Consider the following 15,521-nt stretch of genomic DNA (forward strand, 5'->3'; position numbering starts at 1 on the left):
GGGTGAAGGCGCAAGGGCAGGGCGGCGGGAGGGGGATCGCCCAGCCCGTCGCTTGCGAAGGGGCGAAGCGCAGCGGAGCGTTACAGGCCGCGGACGTGGCCGAAACCTGGGGAGGCCCGGTGCCCTGGCGGCCGTGAGGCCGCGGACCCTTGCGCCGAGGGTGGCTGGCCCCCTCAATCGTCCCGCGTCCGCGGGATCATAGGTCTGCGATTAGAGACGCCGATCCCAAGGCTGCCGTCGCTGGATGAATCGAAGCGCTTCGTCGTCCACACGAGCTGGGCGTAGACCTCCGACATCTGAGAACACAAAATCAGTATGACCGGATCAGGCCCGAATGTTGGATGGACCTGTGCGAAGCGGGCGGAAGGCGCCGAGGAAGGCAGACCGGCTCGTCATCCCACTAGCCAATGCTCGCCCCGAATACAGTTCCAATGATGTATGTTGCTACTGCGGCGCCCGCTCCGATCACCAGCATTCGGAGGCCGCCTGCAAATGCGCCGCGGCCCGAGAACAGACTCAGGACGGCGCCGATGGCGAAGAGCGCAATTCCCGCAAGCCCGGCCGCGATCGGCACGCCGCGAGTGGCTAGGCCGAACAAGAAGGGCGCTAGGGGCAGCGTCGCGCCAATGGCGAATGCCGCAAAGGAAGAGAGCGCCGCACCGAGCGGCGATCCCAGGTCGTCGGGGTTCAGACCGAGCTCTTCACGCGCCAGCGTGTCGAGCGCCTGGGACGGCCGGCTCACGAGCGCCCGGGCCATGCGTCTCGCGTCGTCGGCCGGGATGCCGCGCGCCGCATAAATCAGCGCGAGTTCCTCGGCCTCCTCGGTCGGATAACGCGCCAGCTCATCTCGCTCCTGTGCGATCTGGTATTCGTACATCTCGCGCTGCGACCGGACCGAGATATACTCGCCGGCCGCCATCGAGAACGCTCCGGCGAGGAGGCCGGCGACGCCGGACAGCAGAATGAAGGACGGGTCGGAGGCCGCTCCGGCGACGCCCATAATCAGACAGGTGTTCGAGACAAGGCCGTCATTGACCCCGAAAACCGCAGCCCGCAACGTGCCTCCGCCGGTGCCTCCGTGGCTGCGCCCGACGTCGGCGACCGAGATGGGCATTGCGTGCCCGTCGGCCTGCCCGCGGTTGGCATATGCGGAAAGGCCGCGGATCTTCATCGCAGCCAGAACCGGGAGCATGCGGCGCGGACCGAAGAGCCGCACCAGCGAGGCGACGATGCGGGCACGCCGGCTCGGCTCGAACGCGGGAGGGAACCCGCCATCGGCGATGACGGCGGCCTGTCGCTCGGCCGCCGTTCGAAGCGCATCGAACAGGGCGCGTTGGCGCGGATCTCCTTCCGCTTGCGCCACCGCTCCGTAGAGCCAGGCGGAGGTCATCTCCTCCGTCCATCGAGTCCGTGCATTCTTGTCCATCCCCGCTCATCCCCTTTCGCGCATTGGCAACGTCGCCGTGACGCGCAGCCCTCCCATAGCGCTGTCGTCCAGCCGCAGCGCTCCCCGGTAGGTCTCGACGATGTCGCCGACGATCGCGAGGCCGAGTCCATGTCCTGTTCGATCGGCGTCGAAGCGAACTCCCCGGCGGAGCACCGAAGTCCGCTGCGACGCCGGTATGCCAGGTCCGTCGTCCTCGACGGCGAGTTCGAGGCTTCCGTCCCGCGCCGTCGCCGAAACGCGGACTCGTCTATGCGCCCATTTGGCGGCGTTCTCGATCAGGTTCCCCAGGAGTTCCGCGAGATCGTCCGCGTCCAAAGCGACCTTGAGGCCCTCCGGGACCTCGTTTTCCCAAGCTAGTGTGGCCGCTCGCGGAGCCCGCCGGACGATGCCTACGATACGATCGACCAGCACCCGAGGGGAGGCCGCTGCGCCGCGATGGGGGTGGAGCCGGGCCTTGGCGATCGCCCGTTCGATGTGCCGACGCATGGTTTCGACCAGCGCCTCGATCTCATGAGCGACATCTTCCTGGCCGCGCTCCCGCAGCCTGCGTGCGTCGGCGCTCAGAACGGTGAGCGGTGTGCGCAGCCCGTGCGCGAGGTCAGCCGCGCTCGAGCGGGACCGGGCGATTGCCCGATCCTGCGCGTCGAGGAGGTCGTTGATCTCGTTCGCCAGCGGCAGGACTTCGTCCGGATAGGTCGCCGGCAGGCGGGATTGCCGGCCGGCATGGACCGCTTCGACACCCCGTCGCACCGCTTCGAGCGGACGCAGCCCGATCCGGATCTGGACCCAGGCTGCCGCCAGCAGGGCCAGCCCGAGCAGTGCGAGGGAGGGCGTGATGTCGCCGGCGAAGTCATGGCTGGCCTGGATGACATCGGCCTGATCGATGCCGACAGCGATCCGCAAGATGTGCTGGAGGCCGCTCTGGAGGATCGCCACGCGACGTTCGCGCAGGATCAGTGAGGCGCGAGCCGGCCCTTGCAGGACATGGCGATGCACGGTCGTCAGATCGGGACTGTCCGCCGGCAGGCTGAGCGAGGTGTCCCAGAGGGAGCGCGAGCGGAGGTCCAGCCTCGTCGTCTCGTCGGCTATCTGCCAGTAGAGCCCGCTCAGCGGCTGGTCGAAACGCGGATCGGCAGGGCGTTGCGCAAGCACGAGGCTGCCGGCGGCATCGAAGCCGATCGCGCCGGCCAACTGGCGGAGATCATTGTCCAGTTCGGCGTCGATCCGGCGCTCGACATGCCGCTCGAAGAGCAGCACCAGCCCGAAGCCCGCCACCACGAGGGCCGCACTGATGGACAGGGCGGCGGCCACGAGCAGCCGCAGGCGAAGCGAGCTGCGGGTCATTCGGTGGGCTCGGGAACCAGATAGCCGAAACCGCGGCGGGTCTCGATGAAGTCGATCCCGAGCTTGCGCCGGAGGCGTCCGACCAGCACCTCAATCGCATTCGAGTCCCGCTCGTAGTCCTGGGCATACAGATGCTCGGTCAGCTCGAGCTGCGGGACGACCCGCCCCGCGTGGTGCATGAGGTAGGACAGCAGGCGATATTCCTGCGGCGATAGGGCGATCGGAACGCCGTCGACCGTCACCTTCATCTGCCGAGGGTCCAACACGACGGGGCCGTTCTCGAGGACCGGGCCCGGCCGTCCGGCGGACCGCCGGATGATCGCCCGCAAGCGCGCCAGCAATTCTTCGATCCGGAATGGCTTCGGCAGGTAGTCGTCGGCGCCGGCATCGATGCCGTCGACCCGTTCGGCCCAGGTGCCGCGGGCGGACAGGACCAGGATCGGCATGCCGCGTCCGGCTGCGCGCCAGCGCTTCAGGACGGTCAGGCCGTCCAGCTTCGGCAGTCCGAGGTCCAGGATCGCCGCGTCGAAGTCTTCCGTCTCGCCGCGGAACCACGCCTCCTCTCCATCCGTCGCCCGCTGCACCGCGTAGCCGGCCCTGACTAGGCTTCCCGTGATGTCGCCCGCGATCCGATCGTCGTCTTCGACCAGAAGGACACGCATCACTCCCCCTCGACCTCGATCACGTCGCCGCTGCCGGCGTCGACGTCCAATTCCACGAGCCGGCCGTCCGGGGAGATCAGCTTGATCTCGTAGATCCAGCGATCGTGCTCGTTCTCGAGCTCGATCCGCACCACGTCGCCGGGGAAGCGTTGCCGCACGGACGGCAGGATGTCCTCCAGCGGCCGGATCTCGCCGCGCTCGCGCGCCGCCCGCGCGCGATCATGGTCGTCGCCGAAGCCGGCCGGAGGCAGCGCCAAGACGATGAACAGAACCAGGATGGAGCGAATCAAAATCATCGCACGCGAGCTTGCCCTTTCCAGGCTGACAACTCACTGACAGGACCCGTCAGGGTTCGGTCAGCACCACTCCTCTACGGTTGCCATCGTAGCCGGGCGATCGCCCGGCGCCTTGCTGGAGATCAAAACCATGCGCTTTCTGATGACGGCCGGCCTGATCGCATTCTGCCTGGTGGGCACTGCCCCGGCCTTCGCCGACAATGATCCGAGTTGCGGCGATGCGCCCCGCGCTCAGTGGATGAGCCAGGACGCGGCCAAGACGAAGCTGAAGGACCTCGGCTACGAGGTCCGGCGGGTCAAGCCGGAGAATGGCTGCTACGAGGCCTACGCCGTCGACAAGACCGGGGCGAAGGTCGAGGTCTTCCTCCACCCGGTCAGCGGCGAGGTCGTCGGCACCTCCAAGGAGGACTGATGACGGCCATCGACGACGTGGCAGCGGAGTCCGAAGTCCAGCCTGCCACAACCCGGGTCTGGGATCCGGTGATCAGGATCTTCCACTGGACCCTGGTGGTCGCCTTCGCCATCTCCTGGCTGACCGGGGACGAGGTGAAGAGCGTCCACCTGGCCAGCGGCTACGTCATCATCGGCCTGCTGTCGGTCCGGCTTCTCTGGGGCCTCGTCGGCACGAAGCACGCCCGCTTCACCGACTTCATCTACCGGCCTTCGACGGTGGCGGCCTACCTGCGCGATATCGTGAGACTGAGGGCGAGACGCTACCTCGGCCACAATCCGGCGGGTGGCGCCATGATCCTGGTGCTGCTTTCCGGGCTGGTGGTCGCCTGCGCCACGGGGTTCATGATGACGACCGACGCCTATTGGGGAGTCGAGTGGGTGGAGGATGTCCATGAGGCGGCCGCCAACATCCTGATCCTGCTGGTCGGGCTGCATCTCGCCGGCGTCGCCGTGGCCAGCTTCGAGCACCGGGAGAACCTGGTGAAGGCCATGATCACCGGCCGGAAACGGCTATAGGCGCCGAACCCCGCCGGGCGTTCTGACCCGGCGGGGTTCCCGCCTTCCCGGCCCTCAGCGGGTAGCGCGCCTCGATCATGTTCCGCCACGGCAGAGATGATCATGCCATCGAGATCGTTCGCCCAGATGCGATGGACCGGGTTCGCTGTATGCTGGAGACTCAGATGACCGACTTGGCGCCGATGAGTTCCCGGTCGGGCGGCGCAGGCAATGCCGCGTTCTGAATGAGATCGACAGCATTCCTATCGCTGCGCTCGGGCCGAGGAGCGGAGTTGACTGGACCGCACCAAAACCTGTGGAGCATCATCATGATATGTTGGCGTGACTGGTGCGATGATTTGATCCGGGCGATAGATCTTGCGCCTGCTCTACAGGCTGTATGAACGCCGGTTGCGGCGCCAGATCCGGCGGCAATCGGTTCCTGGCCATGTCGGCATCATCCTCGACGGCAATCGTAGGCATGCCCGCAAGCTCGGGGTCGTCGACCCGCGCAAGGCCTACGACCTGGGTGCCGGGAAGCTCGACGACGTGCTCGCCTGGTGCACCGAACTCGAGATTCCGGCCGTCACGCTCTGGGTCTGCTCAATCGACAATCTGAGGCGGCCGCAGGTCGAGGTGGCGGCCATCCTGGCGGCCGTCGAGGCAAAGATCGGGGCTCTGGCTCAGGATCCCACAATCCACAGGCACCGCATCCGGGTCAAGGCTGCCGGGCGCCTCGATCTTCTGCCGTCCTCGACCGCCGCCGTGATCCGTCGCGCCGAGGAGATCACCGCCGGCCACGATGCCCTGACACTTACCATCGCGATTGCCTATGGCGGGCGCGAGGAGATCGCCGATGCCGTTCGCAATCTGATCCGCGACCGAGCGCGGCGCGGGGCTGGCATCGACGCCATCGTCGAGGCGATCACCCCGTCGGCCATTGACGAGCACTTGTATACGGCCGGGCTACCCGAGCTAGACCTCATCATCCGGACGAGTGGCGAGATCCGCCTATCCGGCTTCCTGCTGTGGCAGAGCGCCCACAGCGAGTTCTATTTCTCGGACGTCAACTGGCCGGAGTTCCGCAAGGTCGATTTCCTGCGAGCGGTCCGCGCATTTCAGCAACGATCGCGCCGCTTCGGGCATTGACGGCCGCCTACATGCGTCACCGGGACGTCCGCATGCGGCACGAAAGCCGATCCATTTAAGTGCCTAAGGAATGGCATGCTGGCGGGCTCCTCGTCCTGCCGGTCCTGCGCGTCCTCGATTCCTGCCACCGGGAGCGCATTCGTCCTGATCGCTGGCGGCATCTGGACGGGAAAGTGAAGTTACCCCGGCCTATCTCGCCGCCGACCCGATCGCCGGTTGCCACTGCGCCACGGTCGCGGCCCAGCTGATCGAGCTTGAACAGGTCGCCGCCATGCACCCCCGATGCTGCGCCAGGGCGATGTCGGGCAGCCGAAGCGACTGTCCGGAGTCTGTAGGCAGCCATCGAACACCTCATGCACGGCTTTGCCGTTATGGGTGTCGACGGCCGCATGCCACGATGAGCCACGGCCCGATCCGTAGGCTGGGTGGGATCGGCTCAGGTCGATACCGGCCTGGCGTGCCTCGCTGCTCGGCGGTCCTGGAGCGTGACGCAGGCCGATCTTGATCGAGGACGGCGTTGAGGGCCAGGAGAGTCCGCGTCATTGCGCGACCTCAGTCGAAGGATGCGGCGGTGCCGCGGCTGGGCCAGCTCCAGTCGGCGACATCGGGTATGTCGGCGCCGTGCTGCCGGATGTAATCGCGATGCTCCGCCAGCCGCCCCTGGAGCAGCCGGCGGGCCCGGTCGCCCGCGGCGCCGAGTTGCGGCAGCCGGTCGATCGCGGCGATGGCGAGGTGGAAGCGGTCGAGCTCGTTCAGCACCACCATGTCGAACGGCGTGGTGGTGGTGCCCTCCTCGCGATAGCCGTGGACATGGAAGTTGTCGTGGTTCGGCCGCTTGTAAGTCAGGCGGTGGATCAGCTGGGGATAGCCGTGGAAGGCGAAGATCACCGGCTTGTCCCGTGTGAACAGCGCCGCGAAGTGATCGTCCTCGATCCCGTGCGGATGCTCGGTCTTCGACTGCAGCGTCATGAGGTCGACGACGTTAACGAAGCGAATGCGCAGGCGGGGCAGATGGGCCAGCAGCAGTTCGACCGCCGCAACCGCCTCCAGCGTCGGCACATCGCCGGCGCAGGCCATCACCACCTCCGGCTCCTCGTCGCCCTCGGTGCTGGCCCAGTCCCAGCGGCCGATGCCGGCGGCGCAATGGGCCATGGCCTGGTCGATGTCCAGCCACTGCGGCGCCGGCTGCTTGCCGGCGACGATGACGTTGATGCGGTCATAGGTCCGCAGGCAGTGGTCGGTCACCACCAGCAGCGTGTTGGCGTCCGGCGGCAGGTAGATCCGGACGATGTCGGCCTTCTTGTTCACCATATGGTCGATGAAGCCCGGGTCCTGGTGGCTGAAGCCGTTGTGGTCCTGGCGCCAGACATGGGAGGTCAGCAGGTAGTTCAGGGATGAGATCGGCTGCCGCCACGGCAGGTCGCGGCTGACCTTCAGCCACTTCGCGTGCTGGTTCACCATGGAATCGACGATGTGGATGAAGGCCTCGTAACACGAGAACAGACCGTGCCGGCCGGTCAGCAGGTAGCCTTCGAGCCAGCCCTGGCAGAGATGCTCGCTCAGCACCTCCATGACCCGGCCTTCGGCAGCCAGATGCACATCCTCGGGCAGGATGTCCTCCATCCACACCCGCTCGGTCACCTCGAACACGGCATCCAGGCGGTTGGAGGCGGTCTCGTCAGGCCCCATCAGGCGGAAGTTGCGGGCATCCGCATTCAGCCGGATCACGTCGCGCAGCAGCTCGCCCATCGCCCGAGTGGCCTCGCCGTTGCTGCCGCCGGGGTGGGGCACGTCGAGCGCGAAGTCGCGATAATCGGGCAGCACCAGCTCCTGCCGCAGCAGCCCGCCATTGGCGTGCGGGTTCGCCCCCATGCGCAGGGTGCCTTTGGGTGCCAGGGCCTGCAGCTCAGGGATCAGCTGCCCGGATTCATCGAACAGCTCCTGCGGCCGGTAGCTGCGCATCCAGGTCTCGAGCAGGGCGAGATGGGCCGGATTTTGGGCCAGACCCGACAGCGGCACCTGGTGCGAGCGCCAGAAGCCTTCAGTCTTCAGCCCGTCGACCTCCTTCGGCCCGGTCCAGCCCTTGGGGCTGCGCAGGATGATCATCGGCCAGCGCGGGCGTGAGGCAGCACCGTCTTCGCGCGACGCCCGCCGGATCTCCTGGATGCGGTCGATGACGATGTCGAGGGTGGACGCCATCGCCTTGTGCATCAGCGCCGGGTCGGATCCCTCGACGAAATGCGGTTCGTAGCCATAGCCCTCGAACAGGCGCAGGAGCTCCTCATCGGTCATGCGGCCGAGGATGGTCGGGTTGGCGATCTTGTAGCCGTTGAGGTGCAGGATCGGCAGCACGGCGCCGTCGATCCGGGGGCTGAGGAACTTGTTCGAATGCCAGGACGCCGCCAGCGGCCCGGTCTCCGCCTCGCCGTCACCGACCACGCAGGCGACGATCAGGTCGGGGTTGTCGAAGGCGGCGCCGTAGGCATGGGCCACGGCGTAGCCGAGCTCGCCGCCCTCATGGATCGATCCCGGGGTCTCCGGCGCCGCATGGCTGGGGATACCGCCGGGGAAGGAGAACTGGCGGAACAGCCGGCGGATGCCGTCGCGGTCCCGCGCGATCTCCGGATAGATCTCGGAATAGGTGCCTTCGAGATAGGTGTTGGCAACCACGCCCGGCCCGCCATGGCCGGGGCCGCAGATGAAGATCATGTCGAGATCGTCGCGGGCGATGACCCGGTTGAGATGGGCATAGATGAAGTTCAACCCGGGCGTCGTGCCCCAATGGCCGAGCAGCCTGGGCTTGACGTGCTGGATCGTCAGCGGCTGCTCGAGCAGCGGGTTGTCGAGCAGGTAGATCTGCCCGACCGACAGATAGTTCGCTGCACGCCAATAGGCGTCAAGGAGGCGCAGGTCCTGATCCGTGGCCTGGGAATGCTGGGGCAATGTTCGAGCCTATGGCTGCTGTATGACAAACAGGCGACGCCGCAGATCTTCGGGCGTTCGACTTGGGGCAAAGGCGCTGTCCGAGCAGGGCCGCAAGCTCAGTGCGACATCAGGACGGGCACCGTCATCGACTTGAGCATGGCCTGTGAGACGCCGCCGAAGATCACTTCGCGCAGACGGGCATGGCCATAGCAGCCCATGACCAGGAGGTCGGAGCCATTTTCCGCCAGGAAATTCAGGATCTCCGTCGCCGGATCCAGGACCTTCTCCCGCATGACGACGTTCGCGGTCACGCCGTGGGCCGCCAGGTGGCGGGCGATGTCGAGGCCGGGCATGCGGTCGGTTCGATGATGGTCGACCGCCAGAACGTCGACCCGCTGGGCCTTTACGAGGATCGGCATCGCATCCGCGACCGCCCGCGCGGCCTCGCGGCTGGCGTTCCACGCGACCGCGACATGATCGCCGATCGGGCTCCGCGTCCCGATGAACGGGATGATCATGACCGGACGGCCGCTGCCGAGTGCGAGCTCCGCCGGAAGCCCGAACGGCGGATGGCTATGGCTGGGATCGGTCTGGTCGACGACGATCACATCCGCGTAGCGCCCGTTGAACCCGATGCTCTCCACCAGGATGCCGCGCTCGGAGCGCCATTCCGATCTGCCGGCATAGCCGTATTGCTCGACGGTCTTGTCGAAGCGTGATTTGGCCGCCTCCAGTTCTGCAGCCGCCGCGTCCTCGAAAGCTTCGACGATCGATGGCGGGACGGGTTCGACGCCGTACATGCCCAGATACGCAAAGCTCTCGACACCAAGGCCAATCAGCCTTGCATCGTGGCGGCGGGCCAAGCCGATGGCCGCGGCGAGTGCCGGCGTCTCGGCGGCACCGACATGAACGAGAACATCTTTATAGGACATCGTCTTGGCCTTTCCTGGAAAATGCCGGGGCCGTGGCCTCGCATCCGTATGGTGATCGGACGGCACCGCCGGGGCTTTGATCCTGATCAAGTGCGGCGCGGCCATCGGCGTCCTGATCCAGATCAAGGCCGATGCCGCTCGGCTGTGGTGCGGTGGAGGTCTTCAAGATGAGGACAAACCATGACCGCATATCGCCTGCCCCATGATGCCTGGGTCGTCGTTTGCGATGCGACCAAGGCACTGTTCCTGAAAAACAGCGGCGACCAGTTCTTCCCCGACCTGCGCCTGGTCGAGCAGATCGAGGCCCCCGGCACCGATCGGAGTTCGGATCTGGGAACCGATCGGCCGGGACGGCTGCAGAACCGATCCGGCCCTGCCAGCGCGATCGAGCAGACCGACTGGCATCGCCTGGAAAAGCAGAATTTCGCAATGCAGATCGCCCGGAAGATCGACGGGCTGACCCGGGAGAACCCGGCGCAGTCTGTCATCCTCGTCGCCCCGCCTCGCATCCTTGGCGCGTTGCGCCGGGCACTGTGCCCGATGGCATCGGCTGCGGTGGTGGCGGAGATCGGCAAGGACCTGACAAAGCATCCGGTCCACGAGATCGAGCGACTGTTGGCGGCCGGGTGACGAGGGGAAGCCGCCCGACGGAGGACACCGTCGGGCGGCATCGGGATCAGGCGCGCCCGACCCGGAGGGCGGGTTCGTCGCCCTCGGTCATCTCTTCCAGCGCGGGACGGTCGAGCAGCAGCACGTGGTGCGGACCCGCCATCTCGATCAGCCCGTCATGTTTCATGGCGGCGAGGGTCCGGCTGACGGTTTCGAGGGTCAGGCCCAGATAGTCGCCGATGTCGGTGCGGGACATGGTCAGGCCGATCGTCTTGCCGTCCGGCGCTGTGCGGGCCAGTTCGAGCAGGAATGTGGCGACGCGCTCGCCGGCGGTCTTCCGCCCGAGCGTGATCAGACGTTCATAGGCGGCGAGTAGGGAGCGACAGGCGATCTCGCGGAAGCGGCGGCTGACCGTGCCGTCCGTACGGGCCAGGGCCTCGGTCCGGAGCTTCGGATAGCGGACGACGACCATGTCGGTGATGGCTTCCGCGGCGAAGCCATGCTCGCCAAGCGCCTCGAATCCGAAATAGTCGCCGGCATGAAGGAAGGCCGCAATCTGGCGCCGGCCGTCGGGCAGCAGCTTGCTGGTGCAGCCGGTTCCCGAGAGCACCCGATACCAGTGCGGGGCCTCGTCCCCCTCACGATAGACGGCCGTTCCCCGACCGAGCGTGACAACGGTGCCGAGCGCGGCCAGCTCGATCATCCCATCGTCGGCGCCATGGCTGCGTATCGCCACGGCAGGGGGCTGAGCCAATGCGGACCGAAGCATGGGGCGGTTGGTGGCGTGTTGCGTCTGCATGATGGCCCTGCCTGCTCGTCGTTTCGTCGTTGGACGTGCAGTGGTCTTACGCTTCGGCCATCCCCGGCATCATTGTGAAGGATACGTACGGGACTCTACGTATCCGGCCACGATAGCGGCGCTAGCGCCGCATGGATTGCGTGGATCAGATCCTCGCTGTCGAACGGCTTTCCCAGCACAGCGGAAGCCTCGGCGGCGATCGCGGCCCGTCGGATGCCGTCGTCAAGCTTGCCGGTGATCAGAATGCGGGGAAGCGCAACTCGACGCTGCCGAAGCTGCAGCAGCAGCTCCATGCCGCCCAGCCCCGGCATGTCATAGTCGATCAGGATGCAGCCGGACTCCGGAAGCGGCGAAGCCGCCAGCAGCTCCTGTCCAGACGCAAAAAGGCGCACCGGGAACGAAGCCGTCTCCAGCAGAAAGCCCAACGAAAGGCGCACGGCCGAATCGTCGTCGACGACAAGGATCGTCGGACGGGGATGCGTTAATGTGGTCGTGGGCACGGGCGGCGCCAGTCGGTTGGACGTGGGGCCGATCACGCTATCCTGGCGATGCCATGTCCGACTTGATCTGAATCAAAGCGCAAGTTTGCCTCGGCTAGTCGCCGGAATCGCCGCTTCGGGCCCGGTGCGACAACCACATCCGCACCAGCTCCGACAAGTTTCTGGCCTGCATCTTGTCCATCACCCGGGCACGGTGAACCTCGACGGTTCTGGCGCTGATTCCCAGATCGTAAGCGACCGTCTTGTTCGGGTGCCCCTTGACCAGGCCAGCCAGGACTTCGAGCTCTCGCGGCGTGAGCACCGACAGCCGGGCCGCAACGGCCGCCGCCTCGTCGTGCTCCTCCCGTTCCCGCCTGTTTCGCTCCAGGGCCGCGTGGATCGCACGGATCAAAAGCTCGTCATCGAACGGCTTCTCGATGAAGTCTGCGGCGCCCGCCTTCAGCGCCTGGACCGCAACGGGGACGTCGCCGTGGCCGGTCATGACGATCACCGGAAGCATCACCTTCCGCTCGATCATCGTTCGCTGCAGGGTCAGGCCGTCCATGTCCGGCATCCGCACGTCTGTCACCACACAACCGGACCGGGGCAGATCGGGACGGTCGAGGAAGGCGAGAGCGGAATCGTACACTTTGACCTGGAAACCAGCTGTCTCCAGGAGGAAGGACAGCGACAGGCGAATGGCTTCATCGTCGTCGATGACGTGGACGATCGCTGCTTCAGCCATTGCCGTTGCTCTCATCCGTGGCGGCCGAGGGAACCGTGAACCGGAATGTTGCGCCGCCGCCCGGCGTCGGCTCCGCCCAGAGCCGTCCGCCATGGGCCTCGACGATCGTACGGCAGATCGAAAGGCCCACGCCCATGCCGTGACGTTTGGTCGTGATGAAGGGTTGGAACAGATGCTCTTCGACCTCCGGGGTGAGGCCCGGACCCGTGTCGATCACGGAAAATTCGATCGCATCGCTGCGCGCTGCGGCGGCGATCCCCAGCTCGCGCCTGGCGCTGCCCTCCATGGCCTCCATCGCGTTGCGCATCAGGTTCAGAAGCACCTGTTGGATCTGGATCTTGTCGACGATGATGTGCCGTGCCCGGGCGTCGATCGCCAAACGCACCTTAACGCCATGTTCCTTGGCGCCGACGAGAGCCAGGGCGCTGGCCTCTTCCACCATCTTGGCGACGCTCTCGACATGCTTTTCAGTCTCGCCTCGCGCCACGAAGTCGCGCAGGCGCCGGATGATTTGTCCGGCTCGCAGGGCCTGTTCGGCACCCAGGTCAACCGCTTCGCGAAGCCGAGATAGGTCTGGCGCGTCGCCGGCGCTGAGCATGCGCCGCATGGCCTGGCAGTAGTTCGTCACCGCCGTCAGGGGTTGATTGAGCTCGTGGGCCAGAGTGGCCGCCATCTGACCCATCGCGCTGAGGCGCGAGACGTGCAGCAATTCGGACTGCAGCTCCTGCAGGCGCCCCTCGGTCTCCTGCCGCTCCGTCAGGTCTCGAATGAAGCCGGTGAACAGCCGATGGCCCGCAGGCGAGACCTCTCCCACCGAGAGCTCCATCGGAAAGGTGCCGCCATCCTTGCGCTGTCCGACGACCACGCGGCCGATGCCGATGATACGGCGCTCCCCTGTTGCCAGATACCGCCCGAGATAGCCGTCGTGCTCTCCCCGGTAGGGAGAGGGCATCAGCATGTTGACGTTATGGCCTTGGACCTCCTCGGAAGTGTAACCAAACAGGCGCTCGGCCGCGGTACTGAAGGATTGGATGATGCCCTGCGCATCGATGACGATCATTGCGTCCGGGACAGTCTCGAGGATCGAGCGGAGATGGGCCTCGCCGGCTTCCGCCGTGGCCTGCGCGATTCGTGCGGCGGTGATGTCGGCATGTAGGATGACGACGCCTTTCAGCGAGCTATCTGAGGGGCGAGCAGCGGTGCAACGGATCCACTGTTTCCCTTCGGAGCCATCGAAAGAGTATTCCAGTACGAAGCTGTCGCTGCGGCGGTCGAGCATCGATCGGAGCCTGTCCAACAGGCGTCCGGCATCCGGATTGCCCCTGTCGGCCTCGATCTTGCACATCGCCACATAGTCGGCGCCGACCGCTGCTCCCGTGACGGCATTCCGTGGCGCGTTGACAGACCAGCTGTGGTTGGCCGCGACGATTGTGCCGTCCTCGTCGAGGAGGGCGATCTGCCCCGGAAGGGCATCGAGGATCGCCCCATGGTATTTGAAGTCGGGCGACGATTTCATCACACAGCCCCTCAAAAAGCCCGCTCATCAGAGCCGGCCGCCAATTCATTTCGCCTTTCTGCGGGACCAGCGCCAGCCATTTGGGCAGGCGTTCGACCACCGCCTGGGCCAGTGCATCCCAAGGGTAGCAGCGGGTCGGTGGCCGGGCAATTGGGAGGCGCGGTGGCGGGACGAGGCCGCCGGATACCCGGAAGGCTGCAATCAGATGATTTGCAGACATCGATGAGCCCGCTCGTACTCCGATCATAGGGGGCGGTCTCCATCTCCGATCCCCCGTGAATTCCGAAGCCCAACAGTCGCTTGATCCAAATCAAAGCGGCAGCCGGGTTGGTGGCTCTTTCTGCTCTGAACCGGCGCGACCGACATGCGCATCGAGTGTCGAGCCGAGCCATGCCCTCAAGGGCAATGAATTGCAGGGGAATTCCATGAGAGCATTCGTTTACCGCGGGCCGGGGTCCAAGGCGGTCGAAGACCGGCCCAAGCCCGAGATCCAGGCCCCGGGCGACGCGATCGTGCGGATGGTCAAGACGACGATCTGCGGCACCGATCTTCACATTCTCAAAGGCGATGTCGCGACTTGCGCCCCAGGCCGGATCCTGGGCCACGAGGGCGTCGGCGTCATCGACTCCGTCGGTCCCGGTGTCACCAACTTCCGCCCGGGCGACCGGGTCCTCATCTCATGCATTTCGTCCTGTGGCACATGCGAGAACTGCCGCCGCGGCATGTATTCGCATTGCACGACCGGCGGGTGGATCCTCGGCAACCGGATCGACGGCACGCAGGCCGAATACGTTCGCACCCCGCATGCAGACACCAGCCTCTATCCGATCCCGGACGGTGCGGATGAGGAGGCGCTCGTCATGCTGAGCGACATCCTGCCGACCGGTTTCGAATGCGGCGTGCTCAACGGCAAGCTCGCGCCGGGCTCGACCGTCGCGATCGTCGGGGCCGGCCCGATCGGACTCGCCGCCCTGCTAACGGCTCAGTTCTACTCACCTGCCCAGATCATCATGATCGACCTCGACGACAACCGGCTCGCTGTCGCCAAGCAGTTCGGCGCCACCCATGTTGTCAACAGCCGCGGCGGCGGCGTTGCCGAGGACGTCAGGGTTCTGACTGGTGGCCGCGGCGTCGATACCGCGATCGAGGCGGTCGGCGTGCCCGCTACCTTCCTGCTCTGCCAGGACATCGTCGGCGCTGGAGGCACCATCGCCAATGTCGGCGTGCATGGCCAGAAGGTCGATCTCCATCTGGAGCGGCTTTGGTCGGAGAACATCACGATCACGACACGGCTGGTGGACACGGTCACGACGCCCATGCTCCTGAAGACGGTGCAGTCCGGGAAGATCGACCCTGCCCGCCTCGTCACCCACCGCTTTCCCTTCGATCGGATCCTCGACGCCTATGCAACCTTCGGCCGCGCCGCCGACACCAAGGCGCTGAAGGTGATCATCGCGATGTGAGGATCGGGGGCGTCGAGGCTCAGGCCGACCAGGAACACAAACCGGGACGCACCGCGACCGGCACGACGACGGCAGTTTTCATTCCGATGAACCCGGCGGGTGGGTCAGCGGCCCAGCCTCCGCCGACAAGGAGGACACAATGTCGATCCCCAAAAGCAACCCCAACAGCCCGGACACGAGGACGGTCGATCCGGGCCAACCTTTTGT

Annotated in this window: 15 protein-coding genes; 5 read left to right on the forward strand and 10 right to left on the reverse strand. The window is 66.1% G+C overall.

Features of this window, described 5'->3' with window-relative positions; genetic code table 11:
• Positions 1-400 precede the first annotated feature (400 nt).
• The 4 genes from E9232_RS03225 to E9232_RS03240 are packed head-to-tail and all read right to left on the reverse strand — an operon-like array spanning position 401 to position 3,749.
• Positions 401-1,426, reverse strand: coding sequence for a VIT1/CCC1 transporter family protein (locus E9232_RS03225; RefSeq protein ID WP_309792101.1), 1,026 nt, complete (start codon positions 1,424-1,426; stop codon positions 401-403).
• A 6-nt stretch (positions 1,427-1,432) separates the two neighbouring features.
• Positions 1,433-2,791, reverse strand: coding sequence for an ATP-binding protein (locus E9232_RS03230; RefSeq protein ID WP_309792102.1), 1,359 nt, complete (start codon positions 2,789-2,791; stop codon positions 1,433-1,435).
• On the reverse strand, positions 2,788-3,453 hold the full coding sequence (locus E9232_RS03235) for a response regulator transcription factor (protein ID WP_309792103.1): 666 nt from the start codon (positions 3,451-3,453) through the stop codon (positions 2,788-2,790). Before E9232_RS03235 ends, E9232_RS03230 begins: the two co-directional genes overlap by 4 nt.
• A complete protein-coding gene (locus tag E9232_RS03240; protein ID WP_309792104.1) occupies positions 3,453-3,749 on the reverse strand; it encodes a PepSY domain-containing protein in 297 nt (98 codons plus the stop codon). Before E9232_RS03240 ends, E9232_RS03235 begins: the two co-directional genes overlap by 1 nt.
• Positions 3,750-3,879: 130 nt before the next feature.
• On the opposite strand from E9232_RS03240, the gene E9232_RS03245 reads away from it, so the two are divergent.
• The 3 genes from E9232_RS03245 to uppS all read left to right on the forward strand — a co-directional run bounded on the left by E9232_RS03245 (position 3,880) and on the right by uppS (position 5,846).
• A complete protein-coding gene (locus tag E9232_RS03245; RefSeq protein WP_309792106.1) occupies positions 3,880-4,161 on the forward strand; it encodes a PepSY domain-containing protein in 282 nt (93 codons plus the stop codon).
• Entirely contained in the window at positions 4,161-4,718 is a 558-nt protein-coding gene (locus tag E9232_RS03250) for a cytochrome b/b6 domain-containing protein (protein WP_309792108.1), read from the forward strand. The genes E9232_RS03245 and E9232_RS03250 overlap by 1 nt, the downstream gene beginning before the upstream one ends.
• Before the next feature lie 357 nt (positions 4,719-5,075).
• Entirely contained in the window at positions 5,076-5,846 is a 771-nt protein-coding gene (gene uppS / locus E9232_RS03255) for a polyprenyl diphosphate synthase (RefSeq protein WP_309792109.1), read from the forward strand.
• A 552-nt stretch (positions 5,847-6,398) separates the two neighbouring features.
• On the opposite strand, the gene E9232_RS03260 is transcribed toward uppS, so the two are convergent.
• Positions 6,399-8,789 carry a phosphoketolase family protein gene (locus E9232_RS03260; protein WP_309792111.1) on the reverse strand — a complete coding sequence of 797 codons (2,391 nt, stop codon included), beginning with the start codon at positions 8,787-8,789 and terminating at the stop codon, positions 6,399-6,401.
• A gap of 98 nt (positions 8,790-8,887) precedes the next feature.
• Positions 8,888-9,808 carry a universal stress protein gene (locus E9232_RS03265; RefSeq protein WP_309792113.1) on the reverse strand — a complete coding sequence of 307 codons (921 nt, stop codon included), beginning with the start codon at positions 9,806-9,808 and terminating at the stop codon, positions 8,888-8,890.
• Positions 9,809-9,883: 75 nt separating this feature from the next.
• Between E9232_RS03265 and E9232_RS03270 the strand changes: the two genes are divergently transcribed.
• The gene (locus E9232_RS03270) at positions 9,884-10,333 is read left to right on the forward strand and encodes a host attachment protein (protein WP_309792114.1); all 450 of its coding nucleotides are present in this window, start codon (positions 9,884-9,886) and stop codon (positions 10,331-10,333) included.
• Between the two features lie 46 nt (positions 10,334-10,379).
• Here the strand turns inward: E9232_RS03270 and E9232_RS03275 are convergent, their stop codons facing one another.
• The 4 genes from E9232_RS03275 to E9232_RS03290 form a co-directional block, all read right to left on the reverse strand.
• Positions 10,380-11,015, reverse strand: a complete 636-nt coding sequence (locus E9232_RS03275) for a helix-turn-helix domain-containing protein (protein ID WP_309792115.1) — start codon at positions 11,013-11,015, stop codon at positions 10,380-10,382.
• Positions 11,016-11,206: 191 nt separating this feature from the next.
• A complete protein-coding gene (locus E9232_RS03280; RefSeq protein ID WP_309792116.1) occupies positions 11,207-11,647 on the reverse strand; it encodes a response regulator transcription factor in 441 nt (146 codons plus the stop codon).
• A gap of 58 nt (positions 11,648-11,705) precedes the next feature.
• Positions 11,706-12,335: a response regulator FixJ gene (gene fixJ, locus E9232_RS03285; protein WP_309792118.1), complete on the reverse strand. Its 630-nt coding sequence runs from the start codon at positions 12,333-12,335 to the stop codon at positions 11,706-11,708.
• A complete protein-coding gene (locus E9232_RS03290; RefSeq protein ID WP_309792120.1) occupies positions 12,328-13,851 on the reverse strand; it encodes a sensor histidine kinase in 1,524 nt (507 codons plus the stop codon). Before E9232_RS03290 ends, fixJ begins: the two co-directional genes overlap by 8 nt.
• A gap of 425 nt (positions 13,852-14,276) precedes the next feature.
• Here E9232_RS03290 and E9232_RS03295 point away from each other — a divergent pair, with 425 nt between their 5' ends.
• Positions 14,277-15,314, forward strand: a complete 1,038-nt coding sequence (locus E9232_RS03295; RefSeq protein ID WP_309792121.1) for a zinc-dependent alcohol dehydrogenase family protein — start codon at positions 14,277-14,279, stop codon at positions 15,312-15,314.
• The last annotated feature ends 207 nt before the right edge of the window (positions 15,315-15,521 follow it).

This window comes from Inquilinus ginsengisoli, assembly GCF_031453975.1.
Lineage (GTDB): Bacteria > Pseudomonadota > Alphaproteobacteria > DSM-16000 > Inquilinaceae > Inquilinus > Inquilinus ginsengisoli_A.